The following is a 21,486-nucleotide window of genomic DNA, read 5'->3' on the forward strand; positions in this document are numbered from 1 at the left end:
GCGCTTGACGAGGTTTTGGGTGTGGAATCCAATTTTCCGACATCCGACATCCGACATCCGACATCCGACTAATGCCTTACCCCCAACATTTCCCGCGCATGAGCTAAGGTGTTTTCAGTAATTGCAATTCCCCCTAGCATCCGCGCTATCTCATCAATTTTCTGCTCGTCTTTGAGGGGCTCCAGCTCGGTGCGAAGGTGTTTTTTGTCACCGACTTTTTGAACGCGAATGTGGTGGTCGCCTTGGCTTGCTACCTGGGGTTGGTGGGTGACACACAGCACTTGGCTGCGTTTACCGAGCTCGTTCAGAAGTTTGCCAACGATTTCCGCGGTGGCGCCACCGATACCCACGTCGACTTCGTCAAAGACAATAGTGGGAATGGCCGCAACTTGGGCAGTAACTACTTGAATGGCGAGGCTGATGCGCGAAAGCTCGCCGCCTGAGGCGATTTTGTTTAATGGCCCTTTGGCTGCGGCTGGGTTGGTGCTGATGAGGATTTCAACCTCTTCTCGGCCGCAGTTGTGGGGTTCGTCGCTGAGGGCGTGCAGGGCAAAATCGACTTCGCAGTGTTTCATACTTAGGGCGCGGAGTTGTTCTTCTACCCGCTTTTTCATGGTGGCGGCGGCCTTGCGGCGCTTTTCGCTTAGTTTGGTCGCTTTTTCGTTATAGGCCTGCAGTGACTCTTGCCGCTCGGCGCGAAGTTGCTCTATTTTTTCGTCGCTGGCGTTAAGGCCTTCTAGTTGTTCTGCTAGCGAGGCGTGTAGGGCCGGAAGTTCGCTGGCTTGTATGTGGTGCTTGCGTGCGGTTTGGTAAATAGCGTCTAGGCGGCTTTCGACCTCTGCTAAGCGCTCAGGGTCGAGTTCGGTGCCATCAATGACGTTTTGCAGTTCGCGGGCAGCTTCCTCTATTTGTATGCGGGCGCTTTCCATTAATTGCGCGGCGTTTTCTTGGGCTGCGCACTGGTGCTGGCTGCTGTTTAATGATGATAGGGCTTGATGCAAAATCCCCATGGCATTAACTTCACCCTCTCGGCATAGCTGTAAGCTGTGGTGGTTGGCTGCGAGGATCTGCTCGGCATTCGCTAGCTGCCTTTGCTGGGCTTCTAGCTCTTCTAGCTCATTGGGCTGTAGGTTGAGGCGGTTGAGCTCCTCTAGTTGGTAGCTGAGTAGTTGTTCCTGGGCATTTTGTTCAGCTACGTTGCTTTCAAGCGTTGCGAGGGCTTTGCTGCTGCGCTGGAATTGGCTGCAATGCTCGCTGATCTGCTGGGCTAGCGCGGTGGTGCCGGCAAAGGCGTCGAGCAGTTCGCGCTGATAGGGCTTTTGCAGCAGTGATTGGTGGGCGTGCTGGCTGTGAATATCAATTAATAAACTACCAAATTCGCGTACATCTTGCAGAGTGACGGGTTGGCCGTTGATATAGGCGCGGGAGCGACCCTCGCTGGTGATGACGCGGCGCAGCAGGCATTCACTGTCATCGTCGAAATCGTGGGCTTTTAGCCAGGCGCTGGCGCCGGGGATTTGGCTTATTTCAAATAGGGCGTGTATGTCGGTGCGGTCAGCGCCGGGTCTGACTATGCCAGCGTCGGCGCGGTCGCCAAGGGCGAGGCCTAGGGCGTCAAGCATAATTGATTTACCTGCGCCGGTTTCGCCGGTGAGTACGGTCATACCCGGATGCAGTTCAATGTCGAGGCTTTCGGTTATGGCGTAATTGCTGATGTAGAGGTGGCTCAGCATGGTCGTCTCTCACAGTGGGTGCGCGAAAATGTCTGTATATTTATACAGTAAAATACAGTGACCGAGCAATAGTTGGCAATAGTGGGTTGAAAATTTTTTGCTGCCGCCTTGAAAAACATCGCTACAGCCCCATATCCCTGTCAGCGCGGCCATGCTGCCGCAAGAAATTTAGGCATGACGGAGATAGTTTACGTGGCAGACGAACAGGATAAATCAGCATTGCAAGACGAGGATGCGCAGGTAGAAGCGATTGTTGGTGAGATTCAGGATGCGATTGATGCTGCTGAACAAGAGCCCGCTGCCACTGAGGAGCAGAGTCTTGAGGCGCAGTTGGAGGAGGCGAAACAGGCCGCCGCTGATGCTAAAGAGCAGGCTTTGCGCGCGGTCGCTGATGCCCAAAACATTCGCCGTCGCGCTGAAAAAGACGCTGAAAATGCTCGTAAGTTTGCTTTAGAGAAGTTTGCTGGCGATATGCTGGTGGTGGCGGATAACCTCGATCGCGCCTTGGCTTCAGCGGATAGGGATAATGAATCCTTGAAGCCGATGATCGAAGGTGTGGAGTTGACGCATAAATCTATGCTTGACGCTTTGGCTCGTCATAATGTTGAGCTAATCAATCCGATGGGTGAACCGTTTAATCCTGAGTTTCATCAGGCGATGGCGATGGTGCCAAACCCCGATGCGGAGCCAAATTCGGTAATGGACGTAATGCAAAAGGGCTTCACTTTGAATGGCCGTTTATTACGCCCAGCCATGGTGGTAGTCGCTAAAGCGCCGGAATAATTTAAGAAATTGTGTAAAAAATGGTCTAAGTCCCCTTGAATAATGTGGATAAGGGCCAATATCTGACAACAAGACATAGTGTTCGCCAAAAAGTGGCGACCAGGTAAATCGGAGATTTAACATGGGTAAAATAATCGGTATAGATTTGGGTACGACCAACTCTTGTGTAGCTGTTATGGATGGCGACAAGGTTAAGGTTATCGAAAATGCGGAAGGTACGCGTACTACGCCGTCGATTGTTGCGTATACCGACGACAAAGAAATTTTGGTTGGTCAGAGCGCTAAGCGTCAGGCCGTTACCAACCCGCATAACACCCTCTATGCGGTGAAGCGCTTGATTGGTCGTCGCTTTGAGGACGATGTGGTTCAAAAAGACATCAAAATGGTGCCATACAAGATCTGCAAAGCCGATAATGGTGATGCTTGGGTCCAAGTTAAAGACGAGAAAATGGCGCCGCCGCAAATTTCTGCGGAAATCTTGAAAAAGATGAAGAAAACCGCTGAAGACTACTTAGGTGAGAAAGTCACCGAAGCGGTTATCACTGTGCCAGCTTACTTTAACGACTCTCAGCGTCAGGCGACTAAAGATGCTGGTCGTATCGCTGGTTTGGAAGTGAAGCGTATTATCAATGAGCCTACTGCAGCGGCTTTGGCCTATGGTATGGACAAGTCTAAGGGCGACCGCACTATTGCGGTATACGACTTGGGTGGTGGTACTTTCGATATCTCGATTATTGAAATTGCTGAAGTAGACGGCGAGCACCAGTTTGAAGTGTTGTCGACTAACGGCGACACCTTCTTGGGTGGTGAAGATTTCGATATGCGCCTGATCGATTACTTGGCAGAAGAGTTCAAGAAAGAAAACAGCATTGACCTGAAAGGCGATTCGCTGGCTGTGCAGCGTTTGAAAGAAGCGGCAGAGAAAGCGAAAATTGAGCTGTCTTCTAGCCAGCAGACTGAAATTAATCTGCCCTACATCACTGCTGATGCGACTGGTCCTAAGCACTTGGTTGTGAAATTGAGCCGCGCTAAGCTGGAGTCATTGGTTGGTGATTTGGTTGCGCGTTCACTTGAGCCAATGAAAGTTGCACTGAAAGACGCCGGTTTGTCTGCGTCTGAAATTGACGAAATCATTTTGGTTGGTGGTCAGACTCGTATGCCTTTGGTACAAACCAAGGTGACAGAGTTCTTCGGTAAAGAAGCGCGTCGCGATGTAAACCCCGACGAAGCTGTTGCCATGGGTGCGGCCCTGCAGGGTGCGGTACTGTCTGGCGAAGTAAAAGACGTACTGTTGCTTGATGTTACTCCGCTGAGCCTGGGTATTGAGACCATGGGCGGTGTGGCGACGCACCTGATTGAGAAAAACACCACGATTCCTACTAAGAAGTCTCAGGTGTTCTCAACCGCTGAGGATAATCAGTCTGCGGTAACGATTCACGTCGTGCAGGGTGAACGCAAGCAAGCCAGCGCCAACAAATCACTGGGTCGATTCGACTTGGCCGACATTCCGCCCGCGCCACGTGGCTTGCCACAAATCGAAGTTACCTTCGATATCGATGCTAACGGTATTTTGCATGTGTCTGCTAAAGATAAGGCCACGGGCAAAGAGCAGTCTATTCGCATCACGGCTTCAAGCGGTTTGAGCGATGAAGAGATTGAACAAATGGTACGCGACGCTGAAGCAAATGCTGAAGCTGACAAGAAGTTCGAGGCGCTGGTAGTTGCGCGCAACACTGCTGAGGGTATGGCAAACGCGACTCGTAAAACTTTGGAAGAAGCTGGCGATAAAGCCTCTGACGAAGAAAAAGCGGCGATCGAAGCGGCGTTGACTGAGGTAGATGAAGCGCTTAAGAGCGATGACGTCGAGGTGATTGAGGCGGCTACCAAGAAGCTGACTGAAGCCTCTGGCGGCTTGGCTGAGAAAATGTACGCTGAGCAAGCTGCTCAGGCGCAGGCAGAAGGCGGCGCAGAGTCAGCTCAAGCTGGTGGCGCAGATGACGTAGTCGATGCCGAATTTGAAGAAGTGAAAGACGACGACAAGAAGTAAGCTCGACGCGAGGCATTGCCTCGCTTGAGTATAACGCTGGACGGGAGACGGAAGACGCAAAGGCCAAGGTCAGCGTGTTTTGCGATCTCCCGTTTGGCATGAGAGGTAGAATCATTTATAGGGGTAGCGGGCGGCACTTTAAAAAGCGCCTCCCGCCTCCCGTCTAGCGTGAAGCGAAGCTATGTCAAAACGAGATTATTACGAAATTTTGGGCGTGTCCCGCGATGCCGACAGCAAGGATATTAAAAAAGCCTACCGTCGCATCGCCATGAAAAATCACCCCGACCGTAACCCCGAAGACCCCAAGGCAGAGGATATCTTCAAGGAGGCTACCGAAGCCTATGAAGTGCTTTCTGACGAGGAAAAGCGCGGGGCTTATGACCGTTTTGGTCATGAGGGCGTCAACGCCGGCGGTGGTTTCGGTGGCGGCGGCGGTGCCGGCGGCTTCAGCGATATTTTTGGTGATGTGTTTGGCGATATTTTTGGTGGCGGAGGTGGCGGTGGTCGTCAGCGCGGCCCCCAGCGCGGTTCTGATTTGCGTTATACCCTCGATATTGATCTTGAGCAGGCGGTGCATGGTTCCACGGCCAAGATTCGTATCCCGACGCTAGTTGCTTGCAAACCCTGCGATGGCAGTGGCGCCAAAAAAGGCAGTAAGCCAGTGACCTGTAGTACCTGTAACGGTGTTGGTCAGGTGCGTATGCAGCAGGGCTTTTTTGCGGTGCAGCAAGCCTGTCCGCACTGCCGCGGTTCAGGCACTATTATTGCTGATCCATGCACGAGCTGCCGTGGTCAGGGTCGAGTCGAAGAGACTAAAACGCTGTCTGTCAAAGTGCCCGCTGGTGTTGATACCGGTGACCGTATTCGTTTGAGTGGCGAGGGTGAGGCCAGTCCTAATGGTGGTCCGGCCGGCGATTTGTATGTGCAAATGCAAGTGCGCCCCCATGCGATATTTAAGCGTGATGGCAAAAACTTGCACTGCGAAGTGCCGATCAGTTTTGCTGATGCAGCCTTAGGTGGCGAGTTGGATGTGCCGACCTTGGAGGGGCGCGTGAAACTCAAAATACCGCCTGAAACCCAGACTGGAAAATCTTTCCGCCTGCGCGGTAAAGGTATTACGCCTGTTCGCGGTGGCAGTACTGGTGATCTGATTTGCAAGGTGACCGTTGAAACGCCAGTGTCACTGAACAAGCGCCAAAAAGAGTTGCTGCAAGAGCTGCAGGCTAGTTTAGCGGGTGACGACAAGCAGTCCCCTCGTGCTAAAAGCTGGTTTGATGGTGTAAAAACCTTTTTTGACGACATGAAAATCTAATTTCGTCGATACCGGTCGAGGGCTGATTTTTCGAATCGGCCCTCGACTTCCCCTCTGTTTTTCTCCATTCTGGGCTGCATGTAAAAGCCGCGGAAATAAGTATGGATAACACCCTCAATCAATTTGTAGCGAACTATCTGTGGTCTGAGAAGGTTGCGGATTATGCGGCGCCGCGCCGTAAATTGATTTACGTTCTGCGCTATGTCTACGTGGTGCTCGACGATCTCGCCAAGGGCGAGCTAACTCTGCGCGCCATGAGCTTGGTGTACACCACTTTATTGTCTTTGGTGCCAATGATGGCGGTGAGCTTTTCTGTGCTCAAAGCCTTTGGTATGCACAATAAGCAGTTGCAGCCAATAATGCTGCAGTTTCTCGCGCCGATGGGTGATCAGGGCGTAGAGATTACTGAAAAAATTATCGGCTTTATCGATAATGTCAAAATTGGTGTACTGGGCACCTTTGGTGTTGCGCTTTTGTTTTACACCGCAATTTCTCTAATTCAAAAGATCGAAGCCACCTTTAATTATATTTGGCGTTTAGACCAGCATCGTAGTATTGGTCGTCGCTTTGCCGACTACGGCAGTGTGATGCTAATTGGGCCCTTGTTGGTATTTTCGGCAATTGGTTTGTCAGCGAGCGTGCTTAGTGGCAGTTTTGTGCAAGCGATTAGCCATCAGCTGCCCTTTATGCAGTATTTGATTACCTTTGCCACTGAGGCTGCGCCTTATTTAATGATCATCGCGGCCTTCAGCTTTTTTTATATGTTCATTCCTAACACTCGCGTGACAGTGCGAGCGGGATTGATCGCTGGAGTGGTCTCTGGTTTCCTGTTTCAGAGTTTGGGCTGGGGTTTTGGCAGTGTGGTGGTGTCGGCCAGTGGTAGTGGTACCTATGCGATTTACTCGGGCTTCGCTATCCTGATTTTGTTTATGATGTGGATGTATATCAGCTGGCTGATTTTGCTGGTAGGTAGTAGCGTGGCGTTCTATGTTCAGCATCCGGAATATGTCGCGCCCACTCGGCGCAGTGGCGATTTAAGTATTAAGCAGCGGGAAACCCTAGCTCTGCAGATTATGGGCATAATTGCCGAGCGTCATTACAAGTCGCGAAAGCCCTTTTCAGCAAGTGATTTTGTGTTGCGTCTGCGGGTGCAGATTCAGGGTGTGACTAAGGTGTTGCGAGCACTGAAGGAGGCGGGTTTAATCACTGAAAACAGTGATGAGCCAGCTCGCTATTTACCGAATGCGCCGCTGGAAAAAACGAGTTTAAAGCAGGTCGTTGATGCGGTGCGAAGTGAGGGTACGGCGTCGACGCTTGGTTTGGGGACGCCGCGCAGGCCTGTGCGCGGTGTGGCGACAGTGACAAAAGCGATTGATGAGGCCTTGGATGCTGCGTTGGCGTCGACCAGTGTGCGAGATATGGCTATTGAAGATGATAGCTCGGAGCTTGATGATGCCGAGCCTGGAAAGAACAATTAAATTTAGTGTGGTGAGTTTATGACAGTACGGATAGCAGTAACGGGTGCAGCTGGGCGAATGGGTAAAATTCTTATTGAGGCTATTGCGCTCAATGAGGCTTGTGTTTTGGCGGCAGCGATTGAGCGGCCAGAGAGCTCGTTAATTGGTGCTGATGCCGGTGAATTGGCTGGTTTGGGTAAAAATGGTGTGACAATTGTTAGCGATTTGAGTGCTGTGCTCGTTGACTTTGACGTATTGATCGATTTTACGGTGCCTGCGGCTACGCTTGCCAATGCCAAGATCTGTGGCGCTGCAGCTAAGTCCATGGTCATTGGTACTACTGGGTTTAACGCCGAACAAAAGGCTGAGCTTGAGGTTGCTATTGCCCCTATTGCGATTTGTCAGGCATCTAATTTTAGTACCGGAGTGAATCTGTGTTTTAAATTGTTGGATATGGCTGCGCGGGTTTTGGGCGACGATGTTGATATTGAAATTGTTGAGGCCCATCACCGTCATAAAATAGACGCGCCATCCGGCACGGCCTTAAGTATGGGGCATGTTGTGGCCGATGCGCTGGGGCGGGATCTGGAAAAGGTCGCCGTTTATGGTCGTGAGGGCCAAACTGGCGCCCGTGAGCGCGAGACTATTGGTTTTGCCACTGTGCGCGGCGGCGATGTGGTTGGTGATCACACGGTGTCCTTCTTTGCTGAGGGCGAGCGGGTTGAAATTACCCATAAAGCCAGCTCGCGTATGTCCTTTGGTCGCGGCGCGGTGCGCGCGGCAGTTTGGATAAGTGCGCAATCTGCTGGTCGTTACGATATGCAGGATGTATTAGGCCTTAAATAAGCCCTAGATTTTCATACCAAAGCCGAATTTTGGATAGAAATAGCTCAGCGCACACCATTGCTGGTATTTATTGCGGTGGACGGGCGGGGGTGGTTTCGCGTAAAATCGCGCATCAGATTAGGGTGCCGAGTTTAATAAGCTCCGTACCCCGCAAGGAGCGAGGTGAAGTAGGTCTTCATCTCGCTTTTTTGCACGCGTATTTTCCTCTGTGGTCCCTAGGTTGTCGTTCCGGCGCGTATGTCGGTGGCAACTCTCGGCCGCAAGTTTGATCTAGGAGGTAGTCTTGACGGTTCCAGCCATACTTGCCCTCGAAGACGGCAGCATATTCCGGGGCATCGCTATTGGTGCCGAAGGGCATTCGGTTGGCGAGGTCGTGTTTAATACCGCGATGACAGGGTATCAGGAGATCTTAACGGATCCCTCTTACGCCCGCCAAATCGTGACCCTTACCTATCCCCATATCGGCAATACCGGTGTGAACAGCGAAGACGAAGAGGCGACTGAAATTTGGTCCGCCGGTTTGGTTATTCGCGATCTGGCCATGACCGCCAGTAGTTTCCGCAGCGAGCAAAGTCTCTCGGATTATTTGAAAGCCCGCAATATTGTCGGCATTGCCGATATTGACACCCGTCGCCTCACCCGTATTTTACGGGATAAGGGTGCTCAGGGTGGCTGCTTAATGGCTGGCGATATCGACGAAGCTAAGGCCCTTCAGCTCGCTAAAGACTTTGCCGGTTTAAAAGGCATGGATTTGGCAAAAGAAGTGACCACTGCCGAGTCTTATGAGTGGCGTGAAGGTAGCTGGCAGCTGGGTGAAGGTGTTCGCAGTATGAGTGACGCCGAACTGCCCTATCATGTCGTTGCCTACGATTTCGGTGTAAAGCGCAATATTTTGCGTATGCTTGCTGATCGGGGCTGTCGCTTGACCGTGGTGCCCGCCAAAACACCCGCTGCTGACGTGTTGGCGATGAAGCCTGACGGCGTATTCTTGTCAAACGGCCCTGGTGATCCGGAGCCTTGTGATTACGCGATAGCAGCGATTAAAGAAATTTTAGCGACAGGCCTGCCAGTATTCGGTATATGCCTAGGCCACCAGTTGTTGGCGTTAGCCTCCGGTGCCAAAACCGTCAAGATGAAGTTTGGCCACCACGGCGCGAACCATCCGGTGCAGGACTTGGGGACCAAGGTTGTGCATATTACCAGTCAAAACCACGGTTTTGCGGTAGATGAGGCCACCTTGCCAGCGAATTTGGAAGTGACCCATAAATCACTGTTTGATGGGTCGCTACAGGGAATTCGGCGTACAGATATCCCAGCATTTGGTTTTCAGGGGCACCCTGAGGCCAGTCCCGGTCCCCACGATATTGCGCCCTTGTTTAATCAGTTTATAGATTTAATTAAAGCCTCTAAGTAGGCTGAGTAGAAAGTCCGGCCTCGCAGTTTTGTAGGCGATTTTGCTGGTCTGGCGTCGGGAGTCTGACGTCGGACGAGAAAATACACTACTGCGCCCGACTTTAGCGTCCGACGTCCAGCTTCCGACGTCCGACTTTTTGTAACGAAGCACAGAGTCAGATGATTAGAACTTATGCCAAAAAGAACTGATATTCAAAGTATCCTCATCCTCGGTGCTGGTCCGATCGTTATCGGCCAGGCTTGTGAGTTCGATTACTCTGGCGCGCAGGCGTGTAAGGCGCTTCGCGAAGAGGGTTTCCGAGTTATTTTGGTGAACTCGAACCCCGCGACCATCATGACCGACCCGTCGATGGCCGACGCCACGTATATTGAGCCGGTGGTGTGGGAAACCGTTGCCAAGATTATTGAAAAGGAGCGACCAGACGCTCTGCTGCCGACCATGGGCGGTCAGACTGCACTGAACTGTGCGTTGGATCTTGATCGCGAAGGCGTATTAGAAAAGTACGGCGTAGAAATGATCGGCGCCACCAAAGATTCTATCGATATGGCAGAGGACCGCCAGTTATTCGATAAGGCCATGAAGCGCATCGGCTTGGCTACGCCGCGCTCGGCAATTGCGCACAGCATGGAAGAGGCTCTGCAAGTGCAGGACTCCATCGGCTTTCCCGCGATTATTCGTCCAAGCTTCACCATGGGCGGCTCGGGCGGCGGTATCGCGTATAACAAAGAAGAGTTTATTGAGATTTGTACCCGCGGTTTAGATCTGTCGCCCACCAATGAGCTGTTGATCGATGAGAGCTTGATTGGTTGGAAAGAATTTGAAATGGAAGTGGTTCGCGACAAAAACGACAACTGCATTATTGTCTGCGCGATTGAAAACTTCGACCCCATGGGTGTGCACACCGGCGACTCGATCACTGTTGCTCCAGCACAGACCTTGACCGACAAAGAATATCAAATCATGCGTAACGCCTCCTGCGCGGTACTGCGTGAGATAGGTGTTGAAACTGGCGGCTCCAACGTTCAGTTTGGTATGGAGCCGCACACTGGTCGTCTGGTTGTTATTGAGATGAACCCGCGCGTTAGCCGCTCTTCGGCTTTGGCCTCTAAAGCGACGGGCTTCCCCATTGCCCGGGTCGCCGCCAAATTGGCGATTGGTTACACCCTCGACGAATTGCAGAACGAGATTACTGGCGGTGCGACACCAGCGTCTTTTGAGCCTGCTATCGACTACGTGGTGACCAAGATCCCACGTTTCACTTTCGAAAAATTCGGTGAAGCGCAGACCCGTCTGCACACCCAGATGAAGTCAGTGGGCGAGGTGATGGCGATTGGCCGTACCTTCCAAGAATCTTTGCAGAAAGCCCTGCGCGGCTTGGAAGTAGGTTCTGCCGGTTTTGAACACCAGATCGACACTGACCGAGATGACGCCAAAGACATATTGATCGCTGAATTGACGAACCCAGGCCCAGAGCGGATTTGGTTTGTTGCAGACGCCTTCCGCTCCGGTATGAGTGTTGAAGAAGTGTTTGAGCACTCGTGGATCGATCCTTGGTTCCTTGTGCAGATTGAAGATATTGTTAAAACGGAAAACTCATTAAAAACCGTGGCCTTGGCTGATATCACCAAAGATATGATGTGGCGGTTAAAGCGCAAAGGTTTCTCTGATCAGCGTTTGGCAGTACTGCTGGCTGTGAGCGAAAAGCAGCTGCGCGGCCTGCGTCATAGCCTTGATATCCACCCCGTGTACAAGCGCGTAGACACCTGTGCGGCAGAGTTCGCGACGTCTACTGCCTATATGTATTCGACCTACGAAGAAGAGTGCGAATCCAACCCTTCGGATCGCGAGAAAATTCTTGTTATCGGCGGTGGCCCTAACCGTATTGGTCAGGGTATTGAATTTGATTACTGTTGTGTACACGCGGCGCTGGCGATGCGTGAAGACGGTTACGAGACCATTATGGTCAACTGTAACCCTGAGACCGTATCAACCGATTACGATATTTCAGATCGCCTGTATTTTGAGCCGGTGACGCTGGAAGACGTGCTCGAAATTGTTGCCAAAGAGAAGCCAAAAGGTGTGATTGTGCAGTTTGGCGGCCAAACTCCGCTGAAATTGGCTCGTGACCTTGAGGCCGCTGGCGTGCCGATTATTGGTACAACGCCAGACGCGATTGACCGCGCTGAAGATCGTGAGCGTTTCCAGCAAATGCTGCAGCGTTTAAATATCAAGCAGCCACCGAATACCACCGTGCGTTCAGAAGAAGCGGCACTGCGGGCGGCGGCTGAGATCGGCTATCCCTTGGTTGTGCGTCCATCCTATGTATTGGGTGGTCGTGCCATGGAAATTGTCTATAAAGAAGAAGAGCTTGAGCGCTATATGCGTGAAGCGGTGCGGGTGTCTAATGACTCGCCAGTACTGCTTGACCACTTTTTGAATGCGGCGGTTGAGGTTGACCTTGACGCTGTATCGGATGGTAAGCATGTGGTAATCGGCGCGATTATGCAGCATATCGAGCAAGCGGGCGTTCACTCTGGGGACTCGGCGTGTTCATTGCCGCCTTACTCGCTGTCTGCCGATATCCAGGATCGCATGCGCGAAATCGTTAAAGCCATGGCGCTGGAATTGGGCGTGGTGGGTTTGATGAACGTGCAGCTGGCAGTGCAGGATGGTGAAATCTACGTGATTGAGGTTAACCCTCGCGCTTCACGTACCGTGCCCTTCGTGTCTAAGTGTATTGGTATTTCCCTCGCTAAAGTCGCGGCGCGCTGCATGGCTGGTACGAACTTGGCCGACCAGGACTTTACCGAAGAGCGTATTCCTAAGTACTTTGCTGTTAAAGAAGCGGTTTTCCCTTTCAATAAATTCCCAGGCGTTGACCCCATTCTTGGGCCAGAAATGAAATCGACTGGTGAAGTAATGGGCTTGGGCGAAACCTTTGCCGAAGCTTTTGCTAAAGCGGCGGTCGGTGCCGGTGAAGTATTCCCAACGAGTGGCAAGGCATTTATTAGTGTTCGCGACCCCGATAAAGCCGGTGCGATCGCCGTGGCGAGTCAGTTGGTTGAGCTCGGCTTTAGCTTGTTGGCAACCCGTGGTACTCACAAGGTCTTGACGGAAGCGGGCCTTAAATGTCAGCGTGTTAATAAGGTATTAGAAGGCCGCCCACATATTGTTGATATGGTGAAGAATGGCGATGTCGATCTGATTATTAATACTACAGAAGGTAAGCAGGCAATTGCGGATTCGTCACTGATTCGTCGTAGTGCACTGGCCAATAAGGTGAGCTATACAACGACCTTGGCGGGTGCCGAGGCTATTTGCCAGGCGCTGGTGTTTGGCGAAGAGAAAACCGTACGCCGCTTACAGGATGTCCATAAGGGGTTAATGCAATGAGTTTGCTGCCAATGACGGTTGCCGGCGAAAAGGCACTGCGCGAAGAGTTAAAAAAGCTTAAATCTGTTGATCGCCCGCGCATCACTCAGGCGATTGCCGAGGCCCGCGCTCATGGCGATTTAAAAGAGAATGCTGAATACCATGCTGCGCGTGAGCAGCAAGGCTTTTGTGAAGGTCGAATTCAAGAAATTGAAGGCAAGTTGGCGGGTGTGCGGGTGATTGATATTACCGCTATTCCCTATACTGGCAAGGTGATTTTTGGCACCACGGTGTCGCTAATTAATTGCGATACTGATGAGGAGGTTACTTACCGTATCGTCGGTGAAGACGAAGCGAATGTAAAAATCGGAAAAATCTCGGTGACCTCACCTATTGCTCGTGCCTTAATTGGTAAGGAAGCAGGGGATGTGGCGGTAGTCGTCGCGCCGGGCGGCAATATCGAGTATGAAATCGACAAGGTCGAGCACCTTGCCGAGTAATTGCGCTAACTCAAGCCCGCAGCAGATTGGATAGTTTCGGGTTTGGGGTTTTCGCTGGACGATAAATCAGCGCTATCTTGCCGATAGCCTGAATCAGCTGCGCTTTATGCGCTTTACACAGTTGATCGATTAACGCGCGGCGTTCAGTTGGCTCAGCTATATTGACCTTAACTTTAATCAATTCGTGATCATCGAGTGCACGGTCTATCTCCAGCGCTACGCTTTCACTAAGTCCCTTGTCGGCAATCATAACAACAGGGCTTAGTTTGTGACCGATGCTGCGTAGGTGTTTTTTATCGCTGGCGCTGAATTTGGACATAATATAATCGAACCGGGAAAGAGCGTGGCCGCTTATTTTACTTGAAAGTGCGCTCAGTCGGTATCTCAAATCTCGCTAATAACGGAGTTAGTGTGGCGAAACCTAAAGGATCCAGTGGTGCGTGGCTGAAGGAACATTTTGACGATCAGTACGTCAAAATGGCTCAGCGAGACGGTTATCGCTCTCGAGCCTGTTATAAGTTGCTGGAAATTCAGGAAAAAGACCGCCTGATCAAGCCTGGTATGTGCGTCGTCGATCTCGGCAGTGCGCCGGGAGGGTGGTCGCAGGTCGCGGCCATGCTGGTTGGGCATCATGGTCGGGTGCTGGCCTCCGACATTTTGGAGATGGATTCTATCGCCGGGGTGGAGTTTGTGCGAGGTGATTTTACCGAGCAAGAAGTCATTGATGAGTTGATGGCGCACTTGGGAAATAGCAAGGCAGACCTTGTAATCTCAGATATGGCCCCAAACATGAGTGGTATGAGGGATGTTGACCAGCCGCAATCTATGTATTTGTGTGAGCTGGCACTGGATATGGCGGGAATAGTGCTCCGCCCAGGGGGTAGCTTTGCCACCAAGATATTTCAGGGCGAAGGTTTCGATGAGTATATGCGTCTACTTCGTGGGCGATTTAGCAAAGTGGTGACCCGCAAACCGGCGGCATCACGGCCGAGATCGCGGGAAGTATATTTAGTGGCCACTGGTCTGCGCGCTTGAATATTGCGTAGAGGGTGTCGGATTAATGGTGTAGAGTGGGCAGATATCCGGGCATTTTTCCCGTTTGCAGCCTCTGCAAACAGTGCAGCGTGAGGATCGGTTTTTGAACGATATGGCAAAGAATTTACTGTTGTGGCTGGTTATCGCCGCTGTTTTATTGACGGTGTTTAATAATTTCAGCGTGCAGCAGCCAACAGAGCAGCTCAATTATTCCCAATTCATTTCTGAAGTGCAGAATGAGCGGGTGAAAAAGGTGGTTATTGACGGCTTGATGATCAGCGGTGAGCGGGCGGATAAGAGCCGCTTTGAAACCGTGCGGCCATTGCTTGACGACCCAAAACTCATTGACGATTTGCTCCAGCACGACGTTGTCGTCGAAGGCACTAAGCCTGAGCGTCAGAGCTTGTGGACGCAATTGCTGGTGGCTAGCTTCCCAATTTTAATCATCTTGGCGATTTTCATGTTCTTTATGCGCCAGATGCAGGGCGGTGCTGGTGGTGGCAAGGGCGGTCCGATGGCCTTTGGTAAGAGCAAGGCACGTTTGCTCAGTGAAGATCAAATTAAAACCACTTTCGCCGATGTGGCGGGTGTGGATGAAGCTAAAGAAGACGTTCAGGAATTGGTTGAGTTTTTGCGCGACCCAGGTAAGTTTCAGCGTCTTGGTGGTCGAATTCCTCGAGGCGTGTTGATGGTGGGGCCGCCGGGTACCGGTAAGACCTTGCTGGCTAAAGCCATCGCTGGTGAAGCCAAAGTACCGTTTTTCTCTATTTCCGGCTCTGATTTCGTGGAGATGTTTGTTGGTGTCGGTGCGTCTCGTGTTCGCGACATGTTCGAACAGGCCAAAAAGCAAGCGCCGTGTATTATCTTTATTGATGAAATAGATGCTGTTGGTCGCCATCGTGGCGCCGGTATGGGTGGTGGTCACGACGAGCGTGAGCAAACCTTGAACCAGCTGCTGGTTGAGATGGATGGTTTTGAGGCCAATGACGGCGTAATCGTTATTGCTGCGACTAACCGCCCCGATGTGCTTGATCCTGCACTGTTGCGTCCAGGTCGTTTTGACCGTCAGGTGACTGTTGGCTTGCCTGATATTCGCGGTCGCGAGCAAATCTTAAAAGTGCATATGCGTAAATTGCCTTTGGGTGATGATGTCGAAGCGTCAGTAATTGCCCGCGGCACGCCTGGTTTTTCTGGTGCAGATTTAGCTAACTTGGCTAACGAGGCCGCACTGTTTGCGGCGCGCAGCAATTTGCGCTTGGTTAGCATGGCGCAATTTGACCTCGCCAAAGACAAAATCATGATGGGCGCTGAGCGCAAATCCATGGTGATGTCAGACAAAGAGAAGTTAAATACGGCTTATCATGAAGCGGGTCACGCGATTGTCGGTCGAACGGTGCCTGAGCACGATCCTGTTTATAAGGTTAGTATTATTCCTCGCGGTCGCGCCCTTGGGGTGACCATGTTCCTGCCTGAGGAAGATCGTTACAGCCTTAGTCGCCGTCATATTATTAGCCAAATTTGTTCACTGTTTGGCGGTCGTATCGCCGAAGAAATGACCTTGGGCCCAGACGGTGTGACTACGGGTGCATCAAATGATATTCAGCGCGCCACGGATATTGCTCGCAAAATGGTGACTAAGTGGGGCCTGTCCGACAAGATGGGGCCGCTGATGTATGACGATGCTGAGGAAGAGGTCTTTCTCGGTCGCTCTGCAGGTCAGGCCGGTAAGGGTCATTCTGGCGAAACCGCGCGGCAGATCGATGAAGAAGTGCGTCGTATTATTGACGAGTGCTATGCCGCTGCCCGTAAAATTCTGGAAGAACATCGTGGTAAATTAGACGTTATGGCTGATGCCTTGATGCTTTATGAGACCATTGATGCCAAGCAAATCGACGATATTATGAATGGTCGCACTCCGCGTAAACCTGCGGGCTGGGACGATGATGATCGTCGCGGTGGCCGCGCGGCGAAAGAAGAGGTTGATGAAGATCCGGCGCCTAAGGCGGATAAGAAAGATCGTCCTGAAGATCCCTTCGTTGACTCGGTGAGTGATCACTAGGTCGGCAATGCACAATTTTCAATCCTCATCGCAGCTGCGCTGCGGTGAACGCCTTTTAGACCTGCGCGAGCCGCAGGTCATGGCGATTATCAATGTCACTCCTGACTCCTTTTCCGATGGCGGTAAATACCACGCCGGCGCGGTTTTGCTCGACAAAATCTTAGCGCAAGTGGCGCGCGCTATGGCGGACGGGGCAAGCCTTATTGATATTGGTGGTGAGTCAACTCGACCCGGTGCGCTGCCAGTGTCGGAAGCGGAAGAGTGCCAGCGGGTTCTGCCAGTGGTCGAGGCAATAGCTCAGCGCTTTGATGTCGCTATTTCTGTAGATACCAGTAACGCGACAGTGATGCGGGAAAGCGCTGCGTTGGGCGTGGGTTTTATCAATGATGTTCGCGCATTGCAGCGGCCAAATGCGATACAGGTTGCTGCTGATTGTGGCTTGCCGGTGAGTTTGATGCACATGCAGGGTGAACCGGATTCGATGCAGGACAATCCTGAGTATCGCGATATTTACCGTGAGGTTGAAACGTTTTTGCGTGAGCGGATTGCTGCTTGCACTGCCGCTGGGATAAGTAAGGAGCGGATCGTGCTCGATCCCGGTTTTGGTTTTGCGAAAACGCTTGCACACAATCTGGCGTTGTTTCAGCGTTTACCGGACATCGTGGCGTGGGGGTATCCGGTATTGGTTGGAGTATCTCGTAAATCGATGATTGGCGCGCTTACTGGTCGAGCGGTAGCGGAGCGAATGGCTGGGAGTGTCGCAATGGCCGCGATGGCGGTAGAGCGCGGTGCTCATATTATTCGGGCTCATGATGTTAAGGAGACCGTAGATGCTGTGCGCGTAGCGCATGCCCTAAAATTTGAGAAATTAGCGAATGACTAGAAAATATTTTGGCACCGATGGCGTGCGCGGGCGGGTTGGTGAAGGTGCTATCACCCCGGAGTTTGTTCTTAAGCTGGGTTGGGCTGTGGGGCAGGTGTTTGCTAAAGAAGGGCGCAGCAAGGTCTTGATTGGCAAAGATACGCGGATCTCTGGTTATATGTTTGAGTCCGCGCTAGAAGCAGGCTTGGTTGCGGCAGGCGTTGACGTGTTGCTACTTGGGCCCATGCCAACCCCAGCCATTGCTTATTTGACTCGGACTTTTCAGGCCCGCGCCGGCATCGTAATTAGTGCTAGTCATAATCCTTATTATGATAATGGCATTAAGTTTTTTTCCGGTGACGGTAGTAAGTTGGCCGATGATGTTGAGCTGGCGATTGAGTCAGCGGTCGATCTAGCTATGACGACGGTAGATTCGGCGGATTTGGGAAAAGTGCGGCGTATCGAGGATGCGGCGGGTCGCTATATCGAATATTGTAAATCCACAATGCCCAGTGGTTTGTCCTTAAAGGGCATGATAATTGTGCTTGATTGCGCCCACGGTGCAACCTATCACGTTGCGCCGGCCGTGTTTACTGAGTTGGGTGCTGAGGTCGTGGTGATGGGGGCTTCACCGAACGGTGTTAATATCAACGCTGAAGTAGGCTCGACCCACCCTACCGCACTCCAGCAGCGCGTTATTGATGAGGCGGCGGACTTCGGTATTGCCTTTGATGGTGATGGCGACCGTGTTTTATTTGTCGACACTAACGGCGATTTGGTTGATGGCGACGAATTATTATTTATTATCGCTGCTGAGCGCCTGCGCCGGGGAAAGAGTTGTTCGGGCGTTGTGGGCACCTTAATGTCAAATCTTGGCTTTGAATTGGCGCTTAAGGATTTGGGTGTCGGCTTTGAGCGCGCAAAGGTTGGCGATCGCTATGTAAAAGAGCGTATGAATGCGCTGGGCTGGGATTTGGGGGGTGAAAATTCAGGTCATATAATTTGCGCCGATGTGAGTACTACTGGCGACGGCATTGTTGCGGCATTAAAGGTGGTTGGTGCAATAGCTGCCAGCGGTAAAAGTTTGACCGAATTAAAAAGCCCGGTGCGTAAATTCCCTCAGATAATGGAGAATGTGCGTATTGCCTCGCCGGTGGATTTGAAAAATAGTGAATTAGTCGAAGCAGTTAGTGCAGTAGAGCTGGAATTGGCAGGGCGAGGCAGGGTATTATTGCGCGCTTCTGGAACTGAGCCGTTATTGCGGGTCATGGTTGAAGGTGAAGATGCTGCGCAGGTCGCAACACTTTGCAAGCGACTTGCAGATGTAGTGAGAAAGCTTTCATCTTAAGCATTTGCTACCTTGTATGTGTTTATAAGTTTATGTAAGATTGGCGCCCATTTTGCGCTAAGGGAAATGGCATGCGGAGTAGTCTTGTAGCAGGTAATTGGAAGATGTATGGCGATAGCGCTAGCATCGGAAAATTAATGGCGAATTTAAGAACTGCACTCCCGTCGGAACCTGGTGTTGATATCGCAGTGTTCCCGCCCTCAGTGTATATTGCGCAAGTTGTTGAAGGCTTGTCTGGTTCGCCAGTGGCGGTCGGCGCGCAGAATGTGTGTGAGCAAGCGGGCGAAGGTGCTTACACAGGTGAGGTGTCAGCGGCAATGTTGGCTGACGCAGGTTGCCGGTATGTGATTGTTGGTCACTCCGAGCGTCGCGCCATGTACCAAGATAGTAATGAGTGTGTTGCCCAAAAGGCGAGGCAGGCTTTGGCGCAGGGCTTAGTGCCGATTGTCTGTGTAGGTGAGACGGAAGATCAGCGTGATAGTGGCGCAACTTTAGATGTGATCGCTGAACAGCTTCAATCAGTGTTTGCAGTATTAAGTGTAGAGAATATGCGCAGTATTGTTGTTGCTTACGAACCTGTTTGGGCAATCGGTACTGGTAAGACAGCAACGCCATCGCAGGCTCAAGAGGTGCACGCATTTATCCGTGCCCTGTTTGCGAAAAAAGATGAGCCTTTGGCGAAGGGTTTGAGAATTCTGTATGGCGGCAGTGTTAAGGCAGCTAATGCGGGTGAATTATTCGCGCAGGCGGATATTGATGGCGGTTTAGTAGGTGGTGCATCACTTGATGCGCAGGAATTTTCCGCAATATGTCGGGCGGCGGAGTAATGGAACAAGCAATTTTAATCGTACATGTGTTGGCTGGTTTGTCGATCATTGGCCTGATCCTGGTTCAGCAGGGTAAGGGTGCGGACATGGGGGCCTCTTTTGGTTCCGGTGCTTCCCAGACGATCTTTGGTAGCAGTGGTAGCGGAAACGTATTGACTCGTACCACGGCAGTTTTGGCAACGGTGTTCTTTATCACTAGTTTGTCATTGGCGTATGTTGCTAAGCAGCGTAGTGGTGGTGCAGAAGACATTATCGTCGATATTCCGGAGTTGCAGGAAAGTCGCGATGTTGCACCGGTAGGTGATGGTACGATGCCGGCGCAGTCAGACTCGCTGCCAATGGATATGCCGGCAAGCGAAGAAATACCGGAATCTGGTCGGTAGTAAAAAGTTTTAGCCGAAGTGGTGGAATTGGTAGACACGCCATCTTGAGGGGGTGGTGAGCATTGCTCGTGCGGGTTCAAGTCCCGCCTTCGGCACCAACATAAAAAAAGGGGTTATCGCTTAGGGCGATAGCCCCTTTTTTTATGTTGGTACGGCGGGAGCCGCTTTGCGGTCCCGCGTTGACTCGCTTGCGCTCGGTCCTGCGGACTGCCCTCCCTTGGGTCGGTCATCCAAGCGGCGGTTGCCGCTTGTCGGCACGCGATGGTCGTGGGGTTATCGCTTAGGGCGATAGCCCTTTTTTTTATGTTGGTACGGCGGGAGCCGCTTTGCGGTCCCGCGTTGACTCGCTTGCGCTCGGTCCTGCGGACTGCCCTCCCTTAGGTCGGTCATCCAAGCGGCGGTTGCCGCTTGTCGGCGCGTGATGGTCGTGGGGTGATTGCTTCGGGTGATAGCTCCTTTATTTTGTTGGTACGGCGGTGGCCGCTTTGCGGTCCCGCGTTGGCTCGCTTGCGTGCGATCCTGCGGACTGCCCTCCCTTAGGTCGGTCATCCAGGCGGCGGTTGCCGCTTGTCGGCACGTGATGGTCGTGGGGTTATCGCTTAGGGCGATAGCCCTTTTTTTATGTTGGTACGGCGGGAGCTGCTTCGCGGTCCTGCTTTGACTTGCTGGTGTTCGGCGCTTGGGGGTGGTCTTCATTTGGCTGGTTATTCACGGGCCGGTTGCAGCTTGTTATGGGTGTTTATTTAGTGGCTTGGGGTTGTTGTTAATTAAGCTGATCCCTCGTGGCGCACTGTGTTACTAGCTTGACCTGCATAGGCGCAGCGACTATAATGCGGCCTCCTGATAGTGGGTCGGTAGCGCGATAGTGGCGAGCGGGCTTTGGACCTAGGATGTACGGTTTCCTAGGGGTGATCAGAAGTTTTCAAAAGCCCCTTGTACAGGGGCTTTTTCGTATTGCCACAGGGCATGCGTTAAGGAATTTCGAGTGGGCCTTGGGCCCATTTTTTATTGGTGGGTAGTGAACTTGTCCGGTAAGACCGTCAAAATTGAAGAATTAATTAGGCCTGGTGTGGAAGCGCTGGGTTATGAGCTTTGGGGCTTGGAGCATCAGTCCCAGGGGCGTCATACCTTGCTTCGGGTGTATATCGATAGTGAGAAAGGCATTGGTGTTGATGATTGCGCTAAGGTGAGTCATCAGATTAGTGGTGTATTGGATGTCGAAGATCCAATTGCCGGTGAATATAATCTTGAAGTTTCATCGCCGGGCATGGATCGGCCTCTGTATACGCTAGAGCAGTATGCGCAGTACATTGGTAATGATATTAATGTTCGGTTGCGAGTTCCTTTTGAGGGACGTCGTAAATTCTTTGGTCGCCTAACGGGCATTGAAGATGGCGATGTGGTGCTGACGGCAGAGGAGCATGAGTATTTGCTGCCCTTCGATCAGATTGATAAAGCGAATGTTGTGCCCCGATTTTAATCGGACGCGCTAATTTCAATAGCCGGCT

Annotated in this window: 17 protein-coding genes and 1 tRNA gene; 16 read left to right on the plus strand and 2 right to left on the minus strand. The window is 51.9% G+C overall.

Translation table 11 applies throughout. The features are described 5' to 3' along the window. Window positions 1–68 precede the first annotated feature (68 nt). Complete coding sequence (gene recN, locus ABYT30_RS03655) at window positions 69–1,733, minus strand: DNA repair protein RecN (protein WP_373081147.1); 1,665 nt, start codon at window positions 1,731–1,733, stop codon at window positions 69–71. A 174-nt stretch (window positions 1,734–1,907) separates the two neighbouring features. On the opposite strand from recN, the gene grpE reads away from it, so the two are divergent. From grpE to greA, 8 genes are all read left to right on the plus strand, one after another. Beyond that, on the plus strand, window positions 1,908–2,516 hold the full coding sequence (gene grpE / locus ABYT30_RS03660; RefSeq protein ID WP_373081145.1) for a nucleotide exchange factor GrpE: 609 nt from the start codon (window positions 1,908–1,910) through the stop codon (window positions 2,514–2,516). A 121-nt stretch (window positions 2,517–2,637) separates the two neighbouring features. Further along, window positions 2,638–4,563 carry a molecular chaperone DnaK gene (dnaK, locus tag ABYT30_RS03665; RefSeq protein ID WP_373081143.1) on the plus strand — a complete coding sequence of 642 codons (1,926 nt, stop codon included), beginning with the start codon at window positions 2,638–2,640 and terminating at the stop codon, window positions 4,561–4,563. Window positions 4,564–4,744: 181 nt separating this feature from the next. Beyond that, the gene (dnaJ, locus tag ABYT30_RS03670; protein WP_373081141.1) at window positions 4,745–5,875 is read left to right on the plus strand and encodes a molecular chaperone DnaJ; all 1,131 of its coding nucleotides are present in this window, start codon (window positions 4,745–4,747) and stop codon (window positions 5,873–5,875) included. A gap of 101 nt (window positions 5,876–5,976) precedes the next feature. After that, the gene (locus ABYT30_RS03675) at window positions 5,977–7,353 is read left to right on the plus strand and encodes a YhjD/YihY/BrkB family envelope integrity protein (RefSeq protein WP_373081139.1); all 1,377 of its coding nucleotides are present in this window, start codon (window positions 5,977–5,979) and stop codon (window positions 7,351–7,353) included. Between the two features lie 18 nt (window positions 7,354–7,371). After that, the gene (dapB, locus tag ABYT30_RS03680; RefSeq protein ID WP_373081137.1) at window positions 7,372–8,178 is read left to right on the plus strand and encodes a 4-hydroxy-tetrahydrodipicolinate reductase; all 807 of its coding nucleotides are present in this window, start codon (window positions 7,372–7,374) and stop codon (window positions 8,176–8,178) included. Window positions 8,179–8,461: 283 nt separating this feature from the next. Further along, window positions 8,462–9,592 carry a glutamine-hydrolyzing carbamoyl-phosphate synthase small subunit gene (carA, locus tag ABYT30_RS03685; RefSeq protein ID WP_373095247.1) on the plus strand — a complete coding sequence of 377 codons (1,131 nt, stop codon included), beginning with the start codon at window positions 8,462–8,464 and terminating at the stop codon, window positions 9,590–9,592. A gap of 171 nt (window positions 9,593–9,763) precedes the next feature. After that, window positions 9,764–12,985, plus strand: a complete 3,222-nt coding sequence (carB, locus tag ABYT30_RS03690) for a carbamoyl-phosphate synthase large subunit (RefSeq protein WP_373095249.1) — start codon at window positions 9,764–9,766, stop codon at window positions 12,983–12,985. Beyond that, entirely contained in the window at window positions 12,982–13,464 is a 483-nt protein-coding gene (gene greA, locus ABYT30_RS03695; RefSeq protein ID WP_373083022.1) for a transcription elongation factor GreA, read from the plus strand. The genes carB and greA overlap by 4 nt, the downstream gene beginning before the upstream one ends. Before the next feature lie 10 nt (window positions 13,465–13,474). Here greA and ABYT30_RS03700 read toward each other — a convergent pair whose 3' ends face one another. Continuing rightward, window positions 13,475–13,783 carry a YhbY family RNA-binding protein gene (locus tag ABYT30_RS03700; protein WP_373083021.1) on the minus strand — a complete coding sequence of 103 codons (309 nt, stop codon included), beginning with the start codon at window positions 13,781–13,783 and terminating at the stop codon, window positions 13,475–13,477. 92 nt (window positions 13,784–13,875) lie between these two features. Here ABYT30_RS03700 and rlmE point away from each other — a divergent pair, with 92 nt between their 5' ends. The 8 genes from rlmE to rimP all read left to right on the plus strand — a co-directional run bounded on the left by rlmE (window position 13,876) and on the right by rimP (window position 21,458). Then, the gene (gene rlmE / locus ABYT30_RS03705) at window positions 13,876–14,499 is read left to right on the plus strand and encodes a 23S rRNA (uridine(2552)-2'-O)-methyltransferase RlmE (RefSeq protein ID WP_373083020.1); all 624 of its coding nucleotides are present in this window, start codon (window positions 13,876–13,878) and stop codon (window positions 14,497–14,499) included. Window positions 14,500–14,611: 112 nt separating this feature from the next. After that, complete coding sequence (ftsH, locus tag ABYT30_RS03710) at window positions 14,612–16,558, plus strand: ATP-dependent zinc metalloprotease FtsH (protein ID WP_373083025.1); 1,947 nt, start codon at window positions 14,612–14,614, stop codon at window positions 16,556–16,558. A 7-nt stretch (window positions 16,559–16,565) separates the two neighbouring features. After that, window positions 16,566–17,441 (plus strand): dihydropteroate synthase, encoded by an 876-nt coding sequence (folP, locus tag ABYT30_RS03715; RefSeq protein WP_373083019.1) that lies wholly within the window; start codon window positions 16,566–16,568, stop codon window positions 17,439–17,441. After that, entirely contained in the window at window positions 17,434–18,768 is a 1,335-nt protein-coding gene (glmM, locus tag ABYT30_RS03720; RefSeq protein WP_373083018.1) for a phosphoglucosamine mutase, read from the plus strand. Before folP ends, glmM begins: the two co-directional genes overlap by 8 nt. Window positions 18,769–18,839: 71 nt before the next feature. After that, window positions 18,840–19,595 carry a triose-phosphate isomerase gene (gene tpiA / locus ABYT30_RS03725; protein ID WP_373083017.1) on the plus strand — a complete coding sequence of 252 codons (756 nt, stop codon included), beginning with the start codon at window positions 18,840–18,842 and terminating at the stop codon, window positions 19,593–19,595. Then, window positions 19,595–19,978, plus strand: coding sequence for a preprotein translocase subunit SecG (gene secG / locus ABYT30_RS03730; RefSeq protein WP_373083172.1), 384 nt, complete (start codon window positions 19,595–19,597; stop codon window positions 19,976–19,978). Before tpiA ends, secG begins: the two co-directional genes overlap by 1 nt. A 12-nt stretch (window positions 19,979–19,990) precedes the next feature. Further along, window positions 19,991–20,076, plus strand: a tRNA-Leu gene (locus tag ABYT30_RS03735). 926 nt (window positions 20,077–21,002) lie between these two features. Further along, window positions 21,003–21,458: a ribosome maturation factor RimP gene (rimP, locus tag ABYT30_RS03740; RefSeq protein ID WP_373083173.1), complete on the plus strand. Its 456-nt coding sequence runs from the start codon at window positions 21,003–21,005 to the stop codon at window positions 21,456–21,458. Window positions 21,459–21,486 lie beyond the last annotated feature (28 nt).

The organism is Zhongshania sp., assembly GCF_041623545.1.
In the GTDB taxonomy this organism is placed as follows: Bacteria; Pseudomonadota; Gammaproteobacteria; order Pseudomonadales; family Spongiibacteraceae; genus Spongiibacter.